Source organism: Winogradskyella alexanderae, from assembly GCF_020166335.1.
Classification (GTDB): Bacteria; Bacteroidota; Bacteroidia; order Flavobacteriales; family Flavobacteriaceae; genus Winogradskyella; species Winogradskyella alexanderae.
Genome location: NZ_JAIUJR010000003.1, coordinates 210,685 through 232,137 on the forward strand (window position 1 = coordinate 210,685; position 21,453 = coordinate 232,137).

The window sequence follows — 21,453 nt, forward strand, 5'->3', positions numbered from 1 at the left end:
GTCCAATTTAGATAACTAGTTTTCGGGGTGTAGCGTAGCCCGGTTATCGCGCCGCGTTTGGGACGCGGAGGTCGCAGGTTCGAATCCTGCCACCCCGACAAAAAAAGCTCAGATATTTCTGAGCTTTTTTTATTTTTAAATTATTAAACATACGTAACTAGAGTTTATTTAAAGCTACATTTTATTAGCATCCAAATCATTTAATTCATCCAGTTCCTTTAAAATTTCGAAGGTTTTTTTTGCCTCTTTTTCATCAATTATGCTTATGGCTGCACCAGCATGTACTAAAACATAATTACCTATCACTACCTCAGGCACTAAAGCTAAACTTACCTCTTTAATAACCCCATCAAAGGAAACTTTCCCAGTTCTAAATATTTCATCTTGGTGTGAGTATATTTCCTCTAATTTTCCGGGTATTGAAAGACACATTTCTTTTTAAGGGTTTAAATTAGATTTCAGCCAATCATACCATAAATTCATTCCTTCGCCTGTTGTAGCAGATATCTCGAAGAAAATAAGATTTGGATTTACTTGCAAAGCGTACTCTTTAATTCTTTCAACATTTATATTTAAATAGGGTAAGAGGTCTATTTTGTTAATCAGACAAATATCCGAAGTGTGAAACATATCAGGATATTTAATTGGCTTGTCTTCGCCTTCAGTAGGACTTATAATAACTACCCTTTTAGATTCACCTAGATTAAACATAGATGGACAAACCAGATTGCCAACATTTTCTATCATTAAAATAGAATTATCCTTCATATTTAATTTTTGGATAGCTTCGTATACCATATCACTTTCTAAATGGCATCCTTTCCCTGTATTTATTTGAACAACAGGAATGTCTAGCGCATCAATTCTATTGGCATCATTCATTGTTTTTTGATCACCTTCGATAACATAAAACGGCAATTCAGATTTTAAATCTAAAAGTGTCCTTTCAAGAATTGAGGTTTTTCCAGAACCAGGTGAACTTACCAAATTGAGAGCAAAAATATTCTTGGCATCGAGGTAGCCTCTGTTTCTTGAAGCCATAATTTCATTATGGTGAAGAATATCTTGCTCCACCTCAATAACTGTTCTTTTATGATCATGATCATGGTGGTGATGTCCATGACTATGCACATGCCCATCGTGATGGTGATCATGACTATGAGAATGCTCATCGTGATGACGATGCTCTAAAGATTTTAACTCTTTTGGATTCTGAATAGCAATGCCGTTTTCATTTGTACCACAGCCGCAAGTTCCACACATATCTAGTAATTTTTGTTTAAGATAAAATTTTTAGACAAAATTTCGTCCTTAAAGTATTCATAAGCTTTTACTAAGTTACCTTCTCCTATATTACTCAAACCTATTTTTAAATCCCAATTTTCGCCTTGAATGGCCAAAATTTGAGCATTAGGTTCATGGTTATATAACTTTTTGGTAATATACAAAATTGTCTCTGGTGCAAGTGCATGTGTACTAAAACTGTAATTGTCTTCTGGTACACATGGGTACAATTTAAAACCTCCTTCAATTTTGGTTTTGCATGCATCCACAAATATGACATTTTCATATTTAGAGATAAGTTCTGCATCTTCTATTTGCAATTGATATCTATACTCAAGATCAAATGGTGGGCTCTCAGTTTCAACAAGCGCTAAAAATGACCAACCTAATCCATCATCTTGCCGACCGTTGTTTCCAATCCCAAAAATAATTGTATTATGATCTAACTTTTTCATCTAATAAATTTCCTTTAAAATCTTCTAATTGAACAATTAATGGCATTTGACCTAAAGCATGCGTAGCACAACTCAAACAAGGATCATATGCCCTAATAGCTATTTCTATTTGATTTAGCATTGGTTCTGTAATCTCTGGTTTCTCATTCAGCACGTCTTTTGCTACGGCTCTAACTCCTCTGTTCATCGCCTCATTATTGTGGGTTGTTGAAACAATTAAGTTACATTTTGTAATCAATCCTTTATCGTCTGTGTGATACTCGTGGATTAATGTACCCCGAGGTGCTTCGATAATACCAATGCCCTTATTTCTAGTCGTGCCTTTTCGTACCAAATCATTACCCATAATATCATCATCAAGGAGTAACTCCTTCATTAATTCTGCACAATGCAACATTTCAATTAATCTTGCCCAATGCGTATGCATGGTCATATTATTTGGAAAGTCTTTGGTATATGCTTTAAATATTTTTCGTTCTGCTTCGGCCAATGGTGTACTGATATGAGTACATGTATTGATTCGAGCTAGCGGTCCAACACGATTCCAACCATTTTCTCTTCCGTACTCCTTCATATAAGGGAATTTTAAATACGACCAAGGCTCCACAGCTTCTTTAAAATGGTAACTATATTCAATATCTGCAATGTTCATTAATTCTTTACCTCTTGCATCTATTGAGCGAAGACGGCCATCATATAACTCTAGAGCGCCTGTTTCTTTGTGGACTAAGCTTAAATGGTTTGAAGGATATCGTGCAAAACTATCTATCCATTTAGCATTTTCAGCGTGATACGATTTCATGAAGTCTACTATTTCTTTACTCCACTCAATCATTGTATCAATGTTTGGAATTTGCTTACCATCAAGGAAATAATCCCTTTCATCCGGCATAAATGTTTTATGTACACCTCCTGGGACAGCCAAAATGCCATGAATCTTCTTACCAGCCAGTGCCTTAATCATTTCTTGACCAAATTTTCGCATTAAGATTCCTTTTTTGGCCAATTCTTTATTCTCAGTCGCTACAGCAACAACATTTCTTTTTTCGGCAGGCGCATCAACTCCAAATAGTAAATCCGGAGATGCTAGATAGAAGAAGTGTAATGCATGCGATTGGAATACCTGACCATAATGTAGCAATCTTCTTAATTTTGTTGCAATAGGTGATAGGCTATCTGGATCAATACCTACTAATTGGTCTATGGCTTTTGCAGCTGCTAAATGGTGGCTAACGGGGCAAATACCACACAAGCGTTGCACAAGAACTGGTGCTTCCCAATAAGGGTGTCCTTGTATAAATTTCTCGAATCCTCTAAATTCTACTATATGTAAAAAGGCATCATCGACTTTGCCATTTTCATCTAATTTAATTGTAACCTTACCATGTCCCTCTACACGGGTTACGGGTTCTATAACTATTTTTCTACTGTTCATGTCAATTTGTTTTTCTAGTCATATTTAAATTCTGGGTAGGTAATAGAATAATCTTCTTCGAAAAGAATATTCTTAACAACATTCCATATATGGTTGGCATTTGGAGGACAACCAGGTATATGGTAATCAATTTTTACAACATCATGATTACAATATACTTTATCTAATATTTTGGGTATATCCTCATGATTTGGTATAACTGTTTCATTTTCTTCGCTAGTTAGAGAGTCTATATAAGCTTCTTTTAGACAATCTTCTAAAGGTAAAGTATTTCTAATTGCTGGAACACCTCCCCAAATTGCACATTCTCCAACTGAAATCAATATATCACAGTTCTTCCTAAATTTTCTTAGTACTTCGATATTATCAGTATTACAACAACCTCCTTCAATTAAGCCTATATCACAGCGTTCATTAAACTTCTTATAATCAGTTAATGGCGACTTATCAAATTCTACAATATCCACTAGGTCTAGTATTCCTAAATCGATATCAAGCATGGACATATGGCAACCAAAGCAACCTGCAAGTGACGCCGTTGCTACGCGTTTTTTCTTTTTATTTTTATTCACATGTTTTTTGAGATCTGTTAATGGAATATTGGTATTTGCCTTGGCGTAGTCAAACTGTCTATCGCCAAATGGTTTCCCAAAAGTTTTTCCTTTCACTAATATGGAACCTGTTGGACAAATGTGCATTGCATGCTCGGCTTGTTGCTCAGAGAGTTTGGCTTCTTGTTCGTAATCTACAGATACCATTGTTCTGTTTCCTCTTTGTGTAAGGTGGAATACCTTATGGCCATCGTTGGTTTTAATCTCTTCTATACAGCGCTTACATTTAATGCATCGATTTTGATTAACAACAATACGCTCTGGTCTTGCATCTACAACTCTATCTACAAATAAGTGAGGAAAACGGGCATACCTTATTCCTGTCTCGTAACCAAGGTTTTGCATCTCGCAGTCACCACTTTTTTCACAAGAAGGGCAGAAGTGGTTTCCTTCTACAAACATCATTTCCAAAATAGCCTTACGCAAGTCAAGTAGTTCTGCAGAGTTTACCTCAATGTCCATGCCTTCATCGACGTTTAAAGTGCATCCTGCAATTGGTCTACCATTATTTTTAACCGTACAAATTCTACAACTTCCAAGAGGGTTTAGGTGTTTGAAGTAGCAAAGTGTTGGAATAAAGATGCCATTGGCTTTAGCTGCTTCTATTAGGTTTTGTCCTTTCTCTGCGGTACAAACCCTGCCATCTATTTTAAACTTTACTGGTTTCATATAATTACTTGTCTAGCTCTGGTTGTGTATCTTTTATAAAACTGTCAAATTCCTGAACAGCGTCTTGCATGTCAAATTCAACATTAAGAAATTCATTTGTTGGTGGAATTTTGAGATTGAAATAATCTTTGAATTTTTCCACTGCGTAGATTAAACTATTTGGAGATGATTTTCCTAATCCGCAACGACTGGATAGTTTAATAATATTTCCCCATTGTTTTATCTCTTTTATATCTTCTTGGCTAGCTAAACCGCGTTGCATTTTCTTTACTTTTTCATTCAAAATATAATTACCAGCTCGGCAAGGCGTGCAAACACCACAAGACTCCTCCTTAAAAAATTCCATGAAGTTTCTTAGGATATTAAGTAAATCTCTAGTTCGGTTGAAAACCATAAAGGAGCCACCGCACATAATATCTTCTTTACAGATTCTTCTATTGAATTCGGTATTATTTATACATTCTCCGGATGGGCCACTAACTTGAATAAAATATGGAGATGTAGCCTGGCTCATTTCAATACCTAACATGTCAATAATTGGTGTGCCATATTCTATTTCATAAATACCTGGTTTTGCCACATCGCCAGATATGCTAATTAATTTAGTACCTGGAGATTCTTCCGTACCAAGACTTAAAAAATGGTCTTCTCCTAATTCAATTATTCGTGATGCATAAGCTAATGTCTCTACATTATTTACTACGGTTGGTTTGTGTCTAAAACCATGTTTGGTTGCAGACCAAGTTCTTACAGGAGGTTCGCCTCTACGGCCTTCCAAAGATTCTATTAATGCAGAAGCTGCGCCACAGACATAAGATCCTGCGCCAAGTTGAATGCGTATATCAAAATCAAAATCCTTTACACCTAAGATGTCTTTTCCTAGTAGTTTGGTCTTTCTAAATTCTTCAAGAAGCCCTTCTAATCTCTTTTTAAAATATTGGTATTCCGCTCTTAGATAAATGATACCTTCTTTGGCTCCTGTTGCATAACCTGCTAAAACCATTCCCTCAATTACTAATCCTGGTAAATATTGTAGCAATGCACGATCTTTAAAAGTTCCAGGTTCGCCCTCGTCTGCATTACAAATAATATATTTTGTATCTGCTTCATTGTTTTTGCAAGAATTCCATTTGTACCCTACTGGGAAAAATGCTCCTCCAAGCCCTAATAATTTTGCTTTTGAAATTTTATCTACAATTTCATCAGGAGAATACTTTATGCCTTCCCGAATGCTTTTACCCATTTCATAGGATCTGAAAATAATAGCTTTATCGCCTTCCGGATGGTATTGTATTTTGCTTTTCGTTTTACTGGCAATATCCTTTACGTTTTCATCATTTTTTAGACTATCTATTATTCCTTTTACTTTTTTAGGCGTAAGATCTGTAAAGGGTTGAAAATTTATTAAAGCTGCAGGTTCTTGATCGCTCATACCGATACACGAGGTATCAAAAAGTGAAAATTCATTATCGCCGTATTCATTAAAAGTGCTCCCTGTTTCTTTTTCAAAGGCAGCTTTCACAGCCTCATGTCCCTTTATGTCCGAGATAATACTATTGTTGAGGTAAACGATAAATTTACCTGTAGGTTTTTGATGAAAAAAATGATAAAATGTCGTAACACTCTCAACCTCTACAATAGAGACCTTAAGTTTTTTTGAGATTCTAGAAATAGCCTTCTCAGAAATATATCCAAATTTTAGCTGATATTCCCAAAGTTCATTTAAAAGATGTGTTCTGTCCATAATTAATGCGTTTAAGGCCTTGCTATTTAATTAAAGAACGTTTTGCAAATCTCATTGGAGTAGATTTACTAAATAAAATAAATGATAATCTTTTAAAAAAGATATGATTTCTGTCATGTATTTTATCAATATGATAAAAATCTCATTTAAAAATTACATAGTCTTAAATATATTATCTTTTGGACGGTCATGTTTCTCAATATTTCTATAGTCTATTCTTATTCTTCGGTAATTATATGAAGCTAGTCATATTTAAACTCTTCATGAGTAATGGAATATTCTTCTCCCAGTAATATATTCTTTACAACTTTCCATATATGATTTGCATTTGGTGGGCAACCAGGAATAAAATAATCAACCTTAACAATTTCGTTGCACGGATAAACCTGATCTAACATTTTAGGGATATCCTCGTGATTAGGGATGATATTGGCACCAAGTTCTGTTGTTATTCCATTTATGTATGCTTCTTCTAGACACTCCTTTAGTGAAAAAAAATTACGCATGGCTGGTATACCTCCCATTATCGCACATTCACCGAAAACAACTAGGATGTCGCATTTTTTTCTAAATTCTTTTAGAACTTCTATATTTTCTGAATTAGCACAACCGCCTTCTACAAGACCGATGTCGCATTGTTTACTAAACTTCTTAATATCGGTCAATGGCGATTTATTAAATTCAACAATTTCTAAAACATCTAGGAGTTCTGTATTGATATCTAACAAGGACATGTGGCACCCAAAACAACCTGCTAAAGAAGTAGTAGCCACAACAAATTTTTGATCTTTTGATTTTTGTTTTAATTTATCGTTTAATTGTATTTGCTTTGAACTGCCGGACTTGTCGTATTTACGTTTGCCAAAGGGTTTTTCATAGGCGACACCTTTAACCAATATTGCTCCTACAGGACAAATGGACATGGCATAAAGTGCCTCTTCATCAGATAATTTTGCTTCTTCTTCATAATCAATTTGAACTCTTGTACCAACACCTCTTTTAACGAAGGAGAAAACATCCTTTCCATCTTTTGTTTTAATTTCTTCGACACAGCGTTTACATAAAATACATCTGTTAGATTCCATAATCATCCTATCAGAAGTAAAGTCTACTGCTTTTTTGCTATAAACGTGAGGAAAACGAGATACAGTAATCCCCATATCATAACCTAGATTTTGCATATCACAGTTACCGCTCTTTTCGCATGACGGACAGAAATGATTGCCTTCGGCATAAAGCATTTCTATAATTGCTTTTCTTGTATTCAGAAGTTCAGGAGTATTTATCTGCACATTCATGCCCTCATAGACCTTAGTAGTACAGCCCGCGGTTGTTTTTCCATCTACTTCAACAGTACAAATGCGGCAGGTGCCTAGTGGCGGATCCACTTCCCTGAAATGGCATAAGGTAGGAATATATAATCCATTCGCTTTGGCAACGTTAACAAGGTTTTTTCCTTTTTGCGCCTTGTACCTTTTGCCATCAATTGTTATGTTAACACTATTAGTCATATGTACTTTCTATTTCTTGAATTATGTTATCATAGTTTTGAGTAGCTCTATCAATATTGAATGCGTCATTAAAATCACTTTCGTCTTTTGTTAGTTTTTCAAATTCTTCTGGGAATTTGAGCATGGCGGTCAATAAGCAATTTGTAGAGGTTTTTCCAAGTCCACAGCGACTAGATTGTTTTATGATATGGCTCCATTCTTGAATTTCTTCCATATCTGATTTGCTACCATGGCCTAGTTTAATTTTATCAATTTTACGAGATAACAAGAAATTACCAGTTCTACATGGAACACAAATACCACAAGATTCGGCAACAAAGAAGTCAGTAATATTCTTCAAAACGGAAATCAAACTTCTTGATTGATTGAAAACCATAAACGAACCACCACTTCTTAGACCGACACCACTCATCTTGTGCGCATATTCTATGGGATCTTTGAATGTAAATTGAATCTGGTCAGCTAGTAGGTTTTCACCAGAAATTTCTCGTTCAAAATCGACTGACGATAAGCACTCTCCCGCAAATCCATTAAAAAGAATCATATAAGGATCATTAGCACCAATAAGTACTAGGAAATCTTTCAATTTCATTCCCCATTCAATTTCATAAACTCCAGGTTTTGTGCAGTCACCTGACACACTTAAAAGTTTTGTCCCAGGGGTGGATTTTGTACCTATGGCTAAGTAGTTTTTAAGTCCCATTTCCAATAGTCGTGGCACAGCACACAACGTCTCTACGTTATTTACCACAGTTGGTTTGCCTAAATAACCTTTTTCTACAGGAAAATATTCTTTGGTCGTTGGTTCACCCCTTTTACCTTCCATGGATGCGATAAGAGCAGTTTCTTCACCGCAAACATAGGCTCCTGCTCCTATAAAAATTTGAACATTGAAATCAAAATTTTCTATACCTAGAATTACCTTTCCAAGTAATTTGGCCTGATTGAAATTTTCTATGGCTTTTTCAATACCTTCTTTTAGGTATTTATATTCAGCCCTTAGATAAATAAAACCTTCTGTAGCACCGACAGCATAACCTGCAATTGCCATGCCTTCAATCAATAATTCAGGATATGAATTTAAGAGTACACGATCTTTAAAGGTTCCTGGCTCGCCTTCATCGGCATTACAAATAATATATTTTTGATCTGAGACGTTGTTTCGACAATATTTCCATTTAGTACCAGTTGGAAAAAAAGCACCACCTCGCCCTGATAGTTTGGAATCTTCTACCATTTTTATAACATCTTCAGGACTTAGTTTTTTTAATTTTTTAAGTCCATCTCCTATTTCAAAAGGTTTGAAAAAAATGGTTTTATTTTCGTCTTCAGGTTTGTATTGGATATTATCCTTTGGGAAATTGCATAATTCTTGCAATGAATGGCCAGCCCTAATTTTTGCAATTAGAGTTCTGGCTTTTTCTGCCGTTAAATTTGTGAATGGATAATAGTTTATTAATGCAGAGGTTTCTTGGTCACTAAGCCCTATACAAGACGTTTGGAATAAACCGAACATTTTATCCTTGGTGGTATTTCCCATCTTTATTCCAAGTTCATCCTCAAAGGCTTTCTTGACCTCGTGGTAGTTATAAAGCTTCGAAATTGTTGAACAATTCAAGTAAATAGTATACTTGCCTGCATCTTTAAAATGAAAAAAATGATAAAATGAGATAATCCCTTCAAGCTCAGTTTTAGAGATGTTGAATTCATTTGCGATTTTGGCGATATCATCTTTGCTTATGTAACGCCGTTTTTTTTGAATATCCCAAAGAACATTTACTAAATTGAAACGCTGGGGAATGTGTTTGTCTGGTATCATAATAGAGGTCTTATGATTAATTGCGTAATATAGCTATGGCAAATAGATCAATAAATGACCTACATCATTTATTAAAAAAAAGTACACCAACTTTGTGAGACGTACTAAAGCTATGCTTAACCATTATTAAGACACCTCTAGTGACTTCACTAGTAGTTCTTTTCCTTTGATAATTGTCTTTGAAAAACTCCCACATTTAGGACAATTATCAATAATGTCGTCTATCGGAAAAACGGTATGGCAATCATTACATTTTGCCTCACCGTTTATCTTGTTTATTTTTTTCTCGGCATGTTCTAATTTAGTATCCTTTACCGCAGATGGCCATACGAAATCAAGAGCTTCAAATTCAATTCCTGCTAATGTGCCAATTTCGAGCTCAATAAGATCTACTTTAGATGCATTAGCCTTTGTTGCCTCATTTTCAGCGATACGAACAATGCTCATTGCAATTGACAATTCATGCATGTCTATTTGCGTTTTATGCTTCAATTTTAGTTCTTTTTTACAACAAAGCGTATGACAAAAATCATATGATGCCAGCTTTTGCTAATGTTTCTTTACATTGCTTATTATACCTAAAAATTTAATGGCTCTTCAAACGGTGAAAATTATACTATCAGGTCAGGTTCAGGGAGTCGGTTTTCGGCCTTTTGTCTTTAATCTAGCTGAGGAATTTAAGGTAAAGGGTACGGTTTCTAACAATGAAGAAGGGCTAATTATTTTTGCTGAAGCGTCACAAAAAATAATAGCGTCCTTCTATAACGCTATTATTGATAGGGCGCCCAAAGTCTCAAAGATAAATAGTCATAATATATCTGAAATTGTTTGCCATAACTTCAATGATTTTAAGATTATTCCGTCGAAGAGTGATAGTAGACTGAATCTGCAACTTACTCCCGATTTTGGTATTTGTAATGCGTGTAAGCAAGAAATAATTGACCCTAATAATATTCGATATAAATACCCATTCACCACTTGCGTGCATTGTGGTCCTCGTTGGGCAATCACAAAGACTTTTCCATTTGAACGACATCATACGAGTATGGATGAGTTTGAAATGTGCCAAAGGTGTAAGACCGAATATAACAACCCAAGGAACAGACGTTTTCATTCTCAGACAAATTCATGCGATACATGTGGCATTCAACTTAAATTAATCGATAAGAATTCAAAACTGATATCAAAAGACAATAGCTCTATTTTTAAATCAATAAGAGAGTTATTTCTTGAAGGCCAAATTATTTCCGTCAAAAATACAAGCGGGTATTTATTGTGCTGTGATGCGAGAAATGAATCTGTTGTGCAAAAGTTGAGGAACAAAAAAAATCGTCCTGAAAAACCCTTTGCATTGCTATATCCTACTTTAGAAAAACTTAAAGACCACTATGATATTAAACATGATATAGAAAAAGAAATTACTTCAGTAGAACGACCAATTGTGATAATTCCAAACTCAAAAAGTAATAATGGTCATATTGCAAAAAGCGTAGCTCCTGGATTAAATCAATTAGGAGTTATGTTACCTAATTCAGCACTTTTACAATTGATGGCTAATGAAATTGACTTTCCCATAGTTGCAACAAGTGGTAATGTAAGTGGTTCGCCAATTTTGAGTCATAATTCCGAAGCATTAGAACGCTTGAGTCCAATAGCCGACTATTTTTTACAACATAATCTGGACATTGAGCATCCTCAAGACGATTCAGTAATAAAATTCAGTTCTAATTTTAACCTAAGGGTTTTGTTTAGACGCTCTAGAGGTTTTGCACCTAACTACTATTCACAAAAAACCGTAAACAAGGCGAAGGTTATGGCCATGGGAGCACATTTAAAAAGTTCAATTGGGTTTATGCCCAATGATTATATTTACATAAGCCAGTATTTAGGTCACTTGGAAAATTATGGTGTTTATGAACGGTTTGTAAATGAAGTTTCTGGTTTCATCAGTATTTTTCAGCAACAACCTAATGTGGTTCTGGTTGATAAGCATCCATCATATCAAAGTACTATATATGGAAAGGAGCTTGCGAAATCATTGGGTGTAGAGCTTTATGAAATTCAACATCATAGAGCGCATTTTTCTTCATTACTTTCAGAACATTCATTGTTCAATACTTCTAGCGAAATTTTGGGAGTAGTTTGGGATGGAACTGGTTATGGTGATGACAAGCAGATTTGGGGTGGTGAATTTTTTAAGTATTATCAAGGTAAGATGCAACGCATTAATTATTTTGACTATTTTGATTGGTTAGCAGGCGATAAAATGGCAAAGGAACCAAGATTGTCTCTGTTTTCATTGATTGAAGATGAAAAGACTCCTTGCATCTCCAGGAAATTCACTCCAGACGAGATTGTGATCTATGAGCAACTCAAGAAAAAAAATAGACTGAAAACGTCTTCTGTTGGTAGGCTTTTTGATGCGGTAGCTTCATTGTTGGATATATGTGATATCAATACTTACGAAGGAGAAGCTGCAATAAAACTAGAAAATACAATAGGAGATTATGATATGTCGAAGTGCAAACGGTATGTTTCAGTTTCAAGTAACGCACATGTTCCTACTAAGGCTATAATTAAAGGCGTGCAATCAGATTTAGAAAAAGGGGTCAAAAAATCCCAGATTATCTGTAATTTTTTATTCACATTGGCCAATATAGTTTTAGGCGTTGCTAATCACTATGAAATTAAAAGAATTGCCTGTACTGGTGGCGTCTTTCAGAATACTGTGCTTTTGGATATGCTTAAAGAATTGGCTGGAACCGATTATGAATTGTTTTTTAATTGTAACTTAAGTCCAAATGATGAGAATATTTCCTTAGGGCAAATGATGTATTATTTGAATGGGTTAGATTAATGAAGTATTTAAATGAGTATAGAAACTTAGAGGCTACCAAACGCTTTTTGAAAAAGATTGAAAAATGCGTCACTATGCGGTGGAATATTATGGAAATCTGTGGAGGCCAAACGCATAGTTTGGTTAAAAATGGAATTTTAGACCTGCTCCCTCAAAATGTACGAATGATTCATGGTCCGGGATGTCCTGTTTGTGTAACACCATTACATCTCATAGATAAAGCTATTGAGCTATTAGAAAATAATGTCATTGTCTGTTCTTTTGGGGATATGGTGAGAGTTCCAGGAAGTAAAAGAAGTCTTTTGGAAGCCAAAGCAGATGGTGGTGATTTGAGAATTTTGTATTCTCCAATGGAGGCGGTTACCATTGCAAAGCATAACCCTGACAGGGAAGTCGTATTTTTTGCTGTTGGTTTTGAGACAACAGCACCTGCAAATGCCTTATCCGTTTTGCACGCCCAGAAATTAGGTTTAAATAATTATTCTATTTTGGTATCTCATGTCCTTGTGCCACCTGCTATGGAGGCGATTCTAGACGATGAGTTTTGCAATGTAAATGCGTTTTTGGCAGCAGGCCATGTTTGCACAATAATGGGATATCAGGAGTATCATTCACTGGCCGAAAAATACAAAATACCAATAGTGGTAACTGGTTTTGAACCTGTGGATTTGGTAGAAGGGATCTATATGGCTGTTAAACAGTTGGAAAGTGGAGTTCATATAGTAGAGAACCAGTATTCGAGAGCTGTTAAAGAAGTAGGTAATATCGCAGCAAAAGCAGTAATTGACACGGTATTCGAAATTGGTAATCGAGAATGGCGTGGCATTGGTAATATTCCTAATAGTGGTTATGTTTTAACTAAACCCTTTAAGAGTTTTGATGCGGAGCAAAAATTTGGTATTGAAAACATTAAAGTTTCTGAAAATTCAGACTGTATAGCAAGTGATATTCTAAAAGGAATAAAAAAACCAAATGAGTGCAAACAATTCGGTATTACTTGTAATCCTTCGAATCCTCTCGGTGCACCTATGGTTTCTTCCGAAGGTGCTTGTGCGGCATATTATCATTTTTCAAATCACCTTATTAATTAAGAATGGAAAAGAAACGATTTCGTTTTGATAAGATAAACTTAGGGCATGGTAGTGGTGGTATTATGACTAGGGAACTGTTGGATGAATTAATTTTTAAAACGTTTAACAATCCCTATCTAGATCAAAAGCATGATGGCTCTATTGTTAATATTGAAGGTAAAATTGCAATCTCAACAGATAGCTTTGTTGTATCTCCAATATTTTTTAAAGGGGGAAATATTGGCGAATTGGCCGTAAATGGAACTGTGAACGATGTAGCCATGTGTGGTGCAATACCAAAGTATTTGTCATTAGCATTTATTGTAGAAGAAGGGCTAAAAGCAGATGCTTTTTCCGAAATTGTTGAAACCATTAAAGCAACAGCAGATAGATGTGGTGTAGTGGTGATAACTGGTGATACAAAGGTTGTTGAAAGGGGCAAAGGCGATAAAATCTTTATAAATACTACAGGTTTTGGTGCAGTACATCCCGAAGCCGAAATTTCTGCTAAGCGAATTACAATCGGAGATAAAATTATCGTTAGTGGGAATATTGCCCAGCATGGTATGGCTATTATGTCCCAGCGTGAGGGATTAAAATTTGAATCTGATATTGAAAGCGATACAACTAACTTAAACTTTTTAATAGAAGACCTTCTCAATAGTTTTGGAGCTAAAATCAAGCTGTTTAGGGATCCTACGAGAGGAGGATTGGCTAGTACGCTGTCAGAAATAGCCACAGATACGAATATTGGTATTCTCATAGAAGAAGATAAAATACCCTTGGAGAGGCAGGTAGCTGCTGCATGTGAAATCTTGGGATTGGATCCAATGTATGTGGCTAATGAGGGTGTTTTTGTGGCAATTGTTGATAGTGAAATAGCCTCAAACGTGGTTGCAATGATGAAACAGGATTCAAAAGGATTAAATGCTGTTTGTATTGGTGAAATAACCAATGATCATAAGGGTAAAGTAGTAATGCAAAGTGCCATTGGAGGTAAACGCATAGTTACACCTTTAATAGGAGAGCATTTACCCAGGATATGTTAATTCATGAACACCCAATAAGTGCCAATAATAATTGCACACAGGCCAACGGCTAATCGAGCACCTTTGAAGAAATTAGGATTATGCTCATTTTTAGATAGGGTAGCAACTTTTCCAATTACAAATGCAAATGCCGTCATAGCTAAGATAATCCCGATACATGACCCTACAACATAAAGAATAGAGTCGAGTTGATTATCAAAGCCTAAAACAGGTATGAAAAGAATAAAATGTGCAACACCAGCGAAACCATGGAGTAAACCGATTGAGAAGGACGCAAAATAACTTTGTTTCATATCTTTGGTATGCCTGTGATCGTGATTTTTCTCGCTTTTATGTATGTGCTTATGGCTGTGTATAATCGGCACATTTTCAGTATGTATGTGTAAGTGTTTGTGATTGGTATTCTTCCAAAAAATTTTGTAAAGCGCCCAGACACCAATCCCAACAAGTACAAGTCCTACAAGCTGTTCACTGTAATTTGATATTTTTTCAATGGGAATTAGGTTTTTAAACAAAAAAAACAACAAGCCTATTGAAACCATTCCAACAATATGGCCTATACTCCAAGAAAGACCTATTTTCCAGGCTTTTTTTTTAGACTCAATTACAAAAGGGGCTACAGCTGCTAAATGATCAGGGCCCGTAATAACATGTAATGCTGATGCGAGTATTCCCGCAACTAATGAAAATTCAGATATCATACATTAATTTGGCACAAGTTAGAATAACCATTTTTCTGCTATTCGATTTTATAAATCTTCAGTGAAGGCTAAATTGCCAAATTATTTATTACTAGATCATGATAGAAGTCATGTAATACTTAATTATTCTATCCTGACATAATTTTCCGAGTAGATCCGGTTTCCGTCCTCATCGATTTCGATTTGCTCAAAGCGATCTGGTCCAAGTTCAAACTGAAATACAAACTCTTGTTGTTCTTCAATCACATCATTCATAAAAGCTGAGCCAAATTCTAATACTTCAGTTAGTAGGCCATCGTCATAGGTGTAAGAGCCATATCCGAAAAATTCAATGGAATCTGTTTTTAACAGTTTGCACCACATGACTTTGGTGTCTGTATACATCTTAATTTGTCTAGATAAGGTATTATTTTCAAAAGAATCTACAACTTTGTTGTCTTGATAATTATAGAATCCCTTTAGTTCCCACGCACCCTTTAGTCCATTTTTCTTTGAAGTAATTGCTTCTACTTCTTCTGATGATTCACTTTTGTCTGTGTTGCTGTCTGCACAGGACGATATAAACACAAAAATGAGGCAAATAATAAAAAACTTGATTTTCATGATTTAGTTGATTTAGCTGTTTGACCCTTTTAAATTACAAAATTTAAAGCAGAAATTGAGTGTATTAACCAAATTTATAATGCTATAATAAGTGTTGATAACTTATCTGTAAGGATTAGGTCAAAAATCCTACTTTTGCTACATAGTAAAAACATATTTATGTCAGATACGATTGAAAAAGTTAAATGCTTAATTATAGGCTCAGGACCAGCAGGCTATACAGCAGCCATTTATGCTTCAAGAGCTAATATGGAACCTGTTTTATATCAAGGTGAACAACCTGGTGGTCAGTTAACTACTACTAATGATGTTGAGAATTTTCCTGGTTATCCTGATGGGATAACAGGTCCTGAAATGATGATTCAATTACAAAAACAAGCGGAACGGTTTGGAACTGATGTTCGTCATGGATGGGTTACTAAAGTAGACTTTTCAGGAGACCTTCATAAAGTATGGGTTAATGATGAAAAAGAAATCCACGCCTCTACAGTAATTATATCTACTGGTGCCTCGGCGAAGTACTTAGGATTGCCGTCTGAGCAAAAATACCTACAGCTTGGAGGTGGTGTATCTGCTTGTGCCGTGTGTGATGGATTCTTTTATAGAAATCAAGAAGTTGTTATTGTTGGCGCTGGAGATTCAGCCTGCGAAGAAGCTCATTATTTATCAAAGCTATGTAAAAAAGTAACCATGCTTGTTAGGCGAGATGAGTTCAGAGCTTCTAAAATCATGGAGGCAAGGGTGCGCAATACAAAGAATATTGAGATATTACATAATACTGAAACTGTCGAGGTATTAGGTGATGGACAGGTAGTAACAGGTGTTAGGGCAAAGAATAACATATCTGGTGAAGAATTTGACATACCAGCTACAGGTTTCTTTGTTGCTATAGGTCACAAGCCAAATACGGATATCTTTAAAGATTATTTGGATTTAGACGAAACCGGTTATATCATTAATGCACAGCCTGGAACAAGCAAGACAAATGTAGAAGGTGTATTTGTGAGCGGAGACGCGGCAGATCATGTTTACAGACAAGCTATTACAGCCGCAGGAACAGGTTGTATGGCCGCTTTGGATGCCGAACGCTATTTGGCGGCAAAAGAGGCAGATTTTGAAGTTTCTACATCTACTTACAATTAATTCCATTAATTAATCAATATAAAAGCCGAAGTTTTTACTTTGGCTTTTTTGTTGTATTATCAGAAAAACTTCTATTTAATTGCCATATTACTAAAATAATTTATTTATATGACAATTATCATAAATTATAATTGAATTTGTAAGAATCTTTGTATTCGAAAAATCAATTATTATGTTACAATTACCCCCTTTAAAACGTCTATTGAGATTCATTATTTATTCTATTCTTTTTTCTTTCCAGTTCTTATTAAGTCAAACATACAACTTAAATAATGATACTTCCTTTTTAGAAGTTCATGGCACTTCATCACTTCACGATTGGCATGTTGATGCTCAAAGTCAATATGGTGATGCAAATATATCATTTGAGAATGTTCTAGAAATTAAGACACTGAATTTTTCAGTTATCTCTGAAAGTCTTAAAAGTGGTAAGTCTGGCATGGATAAAAATACATATAAGGCTTTAAAAACTGACTCATATAACAAAATTGACTTTAATCTAAAAAGCGTAGAGGCAACAAAAAGAATTAATGAAAACCATTACAAAATTTACGCTTTAGGTGATTTAACAATTTGTGGAGTGACTAAAAGTGTACCGATTGAGTTTAGTATGAGAGTGGAGGATAATCAATTATTGATAGAAGGAGAAAAACCGCTTTTAATGACTGACTATGGTATTGAGCCTCCAAAGGCTTTGTTCGGAACAATTAAAACAGGTAATGAAATTAATGTTGTATTCAAAGCCGTTTATGAAACAAAAAAATAAAAAGAATTTTAACTAAATAAACCTTAATATGAAATCAATTAAAAAATTTTTAAGCTTTATAATTATTTTGACTATAGGGCTTAATGTAAGTGCACAAAACAAAAGAGATTTAGACAACTTCAGGCCTCGGGACCAAAGAGGGATTAATGTATTTGAAGAGCCTAAAGACTCAGTAACATCCTTTGAAAATTTAAAAGTAAGAATTGGTGGAGCTTCTACGCTGCAGTATCAGTCTGTAAACCACGAAAATTCTGGAGCAGTACCTTTAGTGTCACTAGGTGACAACTTTAATCTTGCTACTGCTAATTTGGATGTTGATGTTCAACTTTATGATGGTGTAAGAATGCACTTGAGAACCTATTTGTCTGCACGCCACCATCCTGAAGCATGGGTTAAAGGCGGCTATATTTTAATCGATAAGCTTGACTTTGTTAGTGAAGGCTTTATGGAAGATTGGATGAAATATTTGACATTCAAGTTTGGGCATATGGAAATTAATTATGGCGATGCACACTTTAGAAGAACTGATAATGCTCAGGCCATTTATAATCCTTTTGTGGGTAATTATTTAATGGATGCATTTAATACTGAGGTCGGATTTGAAGTTTATTATCGTAGAAACGGCTGGATAGCAATGTTGGGGATGACCAATGGCAGATTAAATCAATCGCCAGTGGAAACTAATACAAAAGCCTCATTCCTTGCAAAGTTGGGTTATGATAAACAGTTTAATGATGATTTTAGATTTAGATTGACTGGATCTTTATACTCTACAGGAGAGTCTTCTAAAAACTTTTTGTATGATGGTGATAGAGCAGGTTCGAGATATTATCTTGTTTTAGAGGAGGAAGGATCTTCTGCAGTAAGTCAATTCAGATCTGGACGAGTTGATCCTGGTCTTGATACTGAACTTACTTCCATTATGATTAACCCTTTTATTAGATATAAAGGATTAGAATTCTTTGGAATTTATGAAAATGCTAAAGGCAAAGGTTTTGGGCCTAATCCTCCAAGCAGAACTTATAATCATTATGCTGCTGACGTTATATATAGATTTGGCGAAACTGAAGACTTTTATGTTGGTGGTAGATATAGCTATGTAGATGGTGAGCTTACTGGAACACAAGACATAAGTGTAGATCGTCTTCAATTAGGTGCAGGCTGGTTCATGACAAAAAATATTTTAGCCAAATTAGAGTATGTAAATCAAACGTATTCAGATTTTCCAACTGGAGATATCTTAAATGGCGGTGAATTTAAAGGTCTAATGATGGAGGCTGTAATAAGCTTCTAAAATCTAAAATAAAATAAAGGGGGTCTCGTTATTTGGTGACCTCCTTTTTTTTTATAAATTTAAAAATGCATTATTTGTTAAAGTACTCTGGGCTTTTAATATTAAAGCTTGTTATGGTGATGCTAATTCTGCATCCCGAAGAGAAATCATTGACCGTTGCCGTATCTCCCGATAGTTCTCTTATAATAAATGGAAAATCAAACGTTAATAGGTTTCAATGTGCTTATGATATTTCCCAATTTTCAGATTCACTTGAAATAGGCTTTACCTCGGAAAAACCCCTTATTTATTTTTCAAACGCCCAGCTGACTTTAAAGAATATGTCTTTTAATTGTGGGCACAAGGCTATTAATAGGGACTTTCATGAACTTTTGAAAACAGAACAATTCCCTAGTATTAATTTGGAATTGATTAGTGCTGAAGGTGAACCAGAAAGCAACATGATAAACACCAAATTAAATATAACCATAAGCGGTATCTCTAAGATTTATGATTTAATGGTAGAAGTAGATAATACAGCGAAGGGTATATTGATCTGTGGATCCCTACATATAGATATTAATGATTTTAATTTAGATCCTCCCAAAAAGCTTTTGGGGATGATAAAGGTTTCAAACTATATAAATATAGATTTTAATCTAGGGGTTAAGACATCCTTGTAAAAATAGACTACCTTTTTTTCTTTTGAAGTTTAGATGTGTCTTCAAATTTCTTTATCGTTATTACAGGATTTCCGTAAAGATAAATCTCACTATTTCCCGAAGATTCTATGGATACAGAATCTTCGACTGAAACAGTAATGTCGCTGTTGTCTTCCAAGATAGCCTCAACATCCTTTACATTGAATTTGGCACCTGTGAAGTTAGATGAATTATCCACTCTTATCATTGAAAATTCTGAAACACCTTCAATAGATGCGTCGGACCGTTGATATAAATTAAAATTGGCTATTCGGCTTTTAATCAATGCATCTAGTTTACTTGTATCGCTTAATTCAACTATTGTAGAATCAGAGGTTAGATTTAATCGTGTTTTAGACTTTCCGTAGCTTTTATAGTCAAAAGTTCTAGCATTTACATTAAGGTAAGCTCTGGAATTATCCAAGGTTTTGAGGCTAACATCGCCTAACTCCATTGAGGTCAATGATCTTATTTCACCGTTGTCTTTCACTTCTATATTAGTTAGGGCATCGCCATAGTTAACTTTAATATTGAGCTTCTTTTTCGATGTGATGCGCATGGTCTGTGCAAATGAAAGTACGCCATCTACAACATTGAATTGGATAACCTCATGAAGATTATCATCAGCTTCAATTTCTACGGAAGGTTTACTGTTGTATACAATTTCTATGGCAAAATCACTATCTACAATTATGGTTTGAAAATCGTCGATATAAGTTTGCTTTATAGTTACATTTCTGTCTCCTTTGATTTTATCAGTTGCTTGTGAAAAAACCAAAGAGGAGGTAGCTACTGCAAATATTAAAACGAGTAATTGTTTTTTCATGTATTCTATTTATTATCTACTAATGGGACACAATCTTCTTTATTGGTCACTTTAATAGCTGTTTAACAAATATATACAAAAACCATCCCAAACTCCATGATTGAGTCTGAAATGGTTTATAACTGATTGGTTATAAATACTTTAATTAATGTTGAATTAAGGCTATTTATTATTTTGATTGATTTACTGTTTTCTTACACTACCTGACGAGCTATCGGATTTCTCAACTTTTTCTGGATTACCAGAATATCTAATATCGCCTCCACTAGAAGCTCTCGCTGTTAGTTCTTTGGATGTATTTACCGTAATATCAGCTCCACTAGTAGCTTTTACCTTGGAGGTATTTGCTCTTAGGTTTGAAGCTCTAATATCGCTTCCACTAGTAGCTTCGGCAATAAGAAGATTAGTTGAACCACTAAGCTTTACGTCACTACCACTAGTTGAATGACAGTTTAGTGATTCTGTTTTGACATTGAGTGTGATTTCTGCACCACTGGTGCAATTAATTTCAAGTTCATCGACTTCAATTGTATTTGTAGAAAACACATCACTGCCGCTTGTTGCTTTTATGGATTCAACATCAATCAGGTCTAGCATAATTTTTCGAGCTGAGGTACGCCTTATATTTTCAGTGCTGTAAATTTTTAGTGTGTTATTCTCCACTTCAGTCATTATAAGCTCATGTAGATTTTCGTCTGCCTCAATGGTTATTCCTACATTATTACCTTGAGTGATAACTAACTCTAACCCTTGACTAACTTTTACGTTTTTAAAATTGTCTGGGATAGTTCTGTCTGTAGTTACAACTTTACCGTTTCCATCAACACCCATACCCATATTAAAATCTGCGATACAGGAAAGCATTAATAAACTAACTATGCTTGTAATAATAATTCTGACTAGTGTACTCATGATTTTTTGTTTTTGATTGAATTT

General features: G+C 34.9%; 20 protein-coding genes and 1 tRNA gene. 8 read left to right on the forward strand and 13 right to left on the reverse strand.

Annotated features, from left to right (window positions below; all coding sequences use genetic code 11):
• The first annotated feature begins 23 nt into the window (after positions 1–23).
• Positions 24–98, forward strand: a tRNA-Pro gene (locus LBU54_RS06725).
• Between the two features lie 76 nt (positions 99–174).
• Here LBU54_RS06725 and LBU54_RS06730 read toward each other — a convergent pair.
• From LBU54_RS06730 to hypA, 9 genes are all read right to left on the reverse strand, one after another.
• Positions 175–432, reverse strand: a complete 258-nt coding sequence (locus tag LBU54_RS06730) for a HypC/HybG/HupF family hydrogenase formation chaperone (protein ID WP_224527575.1) — start codon at positions 430–432, stop codon at positions 175–177.
• A gap of 6 nt (positions 433–438) precedes the next feature.
• Complete coding sequence (gene hypB / locus LBU54_RS06735; protein ID WP_224527578.1) at positions 439–1,263, reverse strand: hydrogenase nickel incorporation protein HypB; 825 nt, start codon at positions 1,261–1,263, stop codon at positions 439–441.
• Positions 1,264–1,265: 2 nt separating this feature from the next.
• Positions 1,266–1,739 carry a hydrogenase maturation protease gene (locus tag LBU54_RS06740; RefSeq protein ID WP_224527580.1) on the reverse strand — a complete coding sequence of 158 codons (474 nt, stop codon included), beginning with the start codon at positions 1,737–1,739 and terminating at the stop codon, positions 1,266–1,268.
• A complete protein-coding gene (locus LBU54_RS06745) occupies positions 1,720–3,174 on the reverse strand; it encodes a Ni/Fe hydrogenase subunit alpha (RefSeq protein WP_224527582.1) in 1,455 nt (484 codons plus the stop codon). Before LBU54_RS06745 ends, LBU54_RS06740 begins: the two co-directional genes overlap by 20 nt.
• 14 nt (positions 3,175–3,188) lie before the next feature.
• Positions 3,189–4,454: an NADH-quinone oxidoreductase subunit B family protein gene (locus tag LBU54_RS06750; RefSeq protein WP_224527585.1), complete on the reverse strand. Its 1,266-nt coding sequence runs from the start codon at positions 4,452–4,454 to the stop codon at positions 3,189–3,191.
• A gap of 4 nt (positions 4,455–4,458) precedes the next feature.
• Complete coding sequence (locus LBU54_RS06755; RefSeq protein ID WP_224527588.1) at positions 4,459–6,198, reverse strand: NAD(P)H-dependent oxidoreductase subunit E; 1,740 nt, start codon at positions 6,196–6,198, stop codon at positions 4,459–4,461.
• A gap of 242 nt (positions 6,199–6,440) precedes the next feature.
• Positions 6,441–7,709 (reverse strand): NADH-quinone oxidoreductase subunit B family protein, encoded by a 1,269-nt coding sequence (locus LBU54_RS06760; protein ID WP_224527591.1) that lies wholly within the window; start codon positions 7,707–7,709, stop codon positions 6,441–6,443.
• Positions 7,702–9,528: an NAD(P)H-dependent oxidoreductase subunit E gene (locus LBU54_RS06765; RefSeq protein WP_224527594.1), complete on the reverse strand. Its 1,827-nt coding sequence runs from the start codon at positions 9,526–9,528 to the stop codon at positions 7,702–7,704. The genes LBU54_RS06760 and LBU54_RS06765 overlap by 8 nt, the downstream gene beginning before the upstream one ends.
• A gap of 126 nt (positions 9,529–9,654) precedes the next feature.
• Positions 9,655–10,020, reverse strand: a complete 366-nt coding sequence (hypA, locus tag LBU54_RS06770) for a hydrogenase maturation nickel metallochaperone HypA (RefSeq protein WP_224527598.1) — start codon at positions 10,018–10,020, stop codon at positions 9,655–9,657.
• A 97-nt stretch (positions 10,021–10,117) separates the two neighbouring features.
• Here hypA and hypF point away from each other — a divergent pair, with 97 nt between their 5' ends.
• The 3 genes from hypF to hypE are packed head-to-tail and all read left to right on the forward strand — an operon-like array spanning position 10,118 to position 14,504.
• Positions 10,118–12,385: a carbamoyltransferase HypF gene (gene hypF, locus LBU54_RS06775; RefSeq protein ID WP_224527600.1), complete on the forward strand. Its 2,268-nt coding sequence runs from the start codon at positions 10,118–10,120 to the stop codon at positions 12,383–12,385.
• Positions 12,385–13,476, forward strand: coding sequence for a hydrogenase formation protein HypD (gene hypD / locus LBU54_RS06780; RefSeq protein WP_224527602.1), 1,092 nt, complete (start codon positions 12,385–12,387; stop codon positions 13,474–13,476). The genes hypF and hypD overlap by 1 nt, the downstream gene beginning before the upstream one ends.
• A 2-nt stretch (positions 13,477–13,478) precedes the next feature.
• Positions 13,479–14,504 (forward strand): hydrogenase expression/formation protein HypE, encoded by a 1,026-nt coding sequence (gene hypE, locus LBU54_RS06785; protein ID WP_224527604.1) that lies wholly within the window; start codon positions 13,479–13,481, stop codon positions 14,502–14,504.
• On the opposite strand, the gene LBU54_RS06790 is transcribed toward hypE, so the two are convergent.
• Positions 14,501–15,205, reverse strand: a complete 705-nt coding sequence (locus LBU54_RS06790; RefSeq protein ID WP_224527606.1) for an urease accessory protein UreH domain-containing protein — start codon at positions 15,203–15,205, stop codon at positions 14,501–14,503. The two genes, hypE and LBU54_RS06790, sit on opposite strands and share 4 nt — an antisense overlap.
• Positions 15,206–15,328: 123 nt before the next feature.
• Positions 15,329–15,808 (reverse strand): hypothetical protein, encoded by a 480-nt coding sequence (locus LBU54_RS06795; protein ID WP_224527608.1) that lies wholly within the window; start codon positions 15,806–15,808, stop codon positions 15,329–15,331.
• A gap of 159 nt (positions 15,809–15,967) precedes the next feature.
• On the opposite strand from LBU54_RS06795, the gene trxB reads away from it, so the two are divergent.
• From trxB to LBU54_RS06815, 4 genes are all read left to right on the forward strand, one after another.
• Positions 15,968–16,951, forward strand: coding sequence for a thioredoxin-disulfide reductase (trxB, locus tag LBU54_RS06800; RefSeq protein WP_224527610.1), 984 nt, complete (start codon positions 15,968–15,970; stop codon positions 16,949–16,951).
• Positions 16,952–17,123: 172 nt separating this feature from the next.
• Complete coding sequence (locus LBU54_RS06805) at positions 17,124–17,717, forward strand: YceI family protein (protein WP_224527612.1); 594 nt, start codon at positions 17,124–17,126, stop codon at positions 17,715–17,717.
• Positions 17,718–17,745: 28 nt separating this feature from the next.
• Positions 17,746–19,011, forward strand: coding sequence for a hypothetical protein (locus tag LBU54_RS06810; RefSeq protein ID WP_224527614.1), 1,266 nt, complete (start codon positions 17,746–17,748; stop codon positions 19,009–19,011).
• A 65-nt stretch (positions 19,012–19,076) separates the two neighbouring features.
• Positions 19,077–19,673, forward strand: coding sequence for a YceI family protein (locus LBU54_RS06815; protein WP_224527617.1), 597 nt, complete (start codon positions 19,077–19,079; stop codon positions 19,671–19,673).
• Positions 19,674–19,680: 7 nt separating this feature from the next.
• On the opposite strand, the gene LBU54_RS06820 is transcribed toward LBU54_RS06815, so the two are convergent.
• Entirely contained in the window at positions 19,681–20,517 is an 837-nt protein-coding gene (locus LBU54_RS06820) for a GIN domain-containing protein (protein ID WP_224527620.1), read from the reverse strand.
• A 183-nt stretch (positions 20,518–20,700) separates the two neighbouring features.
• Positions 20,701–21,429, reverse strand: coding sequence for a head GIN domain-containing protein (locus tag LBU54_RS06825; protein WP_224527623.1), 729 nt, complete (start codon positions 21,427–21,429; stop codon positions 20,701–20,703).
• Positions 21,430–21,453 lie beyond the last annotated feature (24 nt).

Excerpts from the sequence above, each read along its gene's own strand:
- LBU54_RS06810 (WP_224527614.1), top strand. The coding sequence starts at position 17,746 with ATGAAATCAATTAAAAAATTTTTAAGCTTTATAATTATTTTGACTATA.
- trxB (WP_224527610.1), top strand. The coding sequence starts at position 15,968 with ATGTCAGATACGATTGAAAAAGTTAAATGCTTAATTATAGGCTCAGGA.
- LBU54_RS06820 (WP_224527620.1), bottom strand. The coding sequence starts at position 20,517 with ATGAAAAAACAATTACTCGTTTTAATATTTGCAGTAGCTACCTCCTCT.
- LBU54_RS06815 (WP_224527617.1), top strand. The coding sequence starts at position 19,077 with ATGCATTATTTGTTAAAGTACTCTGGGCTTTTAATATTAAAGCTTGTT.
- LBU54_RS06765 (WP_224527594.1), bottom strand. The coding sequence starts at position 9,528 with ATGATACCAGACAAACACATTCCCCAGCGTTTCAATTTAGTAAATGTT.
- hypD (WP_224527602.1), top strand. The coding sequence starts at position 12,385 with ATGAAGTATTTAAATGAGTATAGAAACTTAGAGGCTACCAAACGCTTT.
- LBU54_RS06740 (WP_224527580.1), bottom strand. The coding sequence starts at position 1,739 with ATGAAAAAGTTAGATCATAATACAATTATTTTTGGGATTGGAAACAAC.
- LBU54_RS06750 (WP_224527585.1), bottom strand. The coding sequence starts at position 4,454 with ATGAAACCAGTAAAGTTTAAAATAGATGGCAGGGTTTGTACCGCAGAG.
- LBU54_RS06730 (WP_224527575.1), bottom strand. The coding sequence starts at position 432 with ATGTGTCTTTCAATACCCGGAAAATTAGAGGAAATATACTCACACCAA.
- LBU54_RS06755 (WP_224527588.1), bottom strand. The coding sequence starts at position 6,198 with ATGGACAGAACACATCTTTTAAATGAACTTTGGGAATATCAGCTAAAA.
- hypF (WP_224527600.1), top strand. The coding sequence starts at position 10,118 with ATGGCTCTTCAAACGGTGAAAATTATACTATCAGGTCAGGTTCAGGGA.
- LBU54_RS06745 (WP_224527582.1), bottom strand. The coding sequence starts at position 3,174 with ATGAACAGTAGAAAAATAGTTATAGAACCCGTAACCCGTGTAGAGGGA.
- LBU54_RS06790 (WP_224527606.1), bottom strand. The coding sequence starts at position 15,205 with ATGATATCTGAATTTTCATTAGTTGCGGGAATACTCGCATCAGCATTA.
- LBU54_RS06825 (WP_224527623.1), bottom strand. The coding sequence starts at position 21,429 with ATGAGTACACTAGTCAGAATTATTATTACAAGCATAGTTAGTTTATTA.
- LBU54_RS06805 (WP_224527612.1), top strand. The coding sequence starts at position 17,124 with ATGTTACAATTACCCCCTTTAAAACGTCTATTGAGATTCATTATTTAT.
- hypB (WP_224527578.1), bottom strand. The coding sequence starts at position 1,263 with ATGTGTGGAACTTGCGGCTGTGGTACAAATGAAAACGGCATTGCTATT.
- LBU54_RS06795 (WP_224527608.1), bottom strand. The coding sequence starts at position 15,808 with ATGAAAATCAAGTTTTTTATTATTTGCCTCATTTTTGTGTTTATATCG.
- LBU54_RS06760 (WP_224527591.1), bottom strand. The coding sequence starts at position 7,709 with ATGACTAATAGTGTTAACATAACAATTGATGGCAAAAGGTACAAGGCG.
- hypE (WP_224527604.1), top strand. The coding sequence starts at position 13,479 with ATGGAAAAGAAACGATTTCGTTTTGATAAGATAAACTTAGGGCATGGT.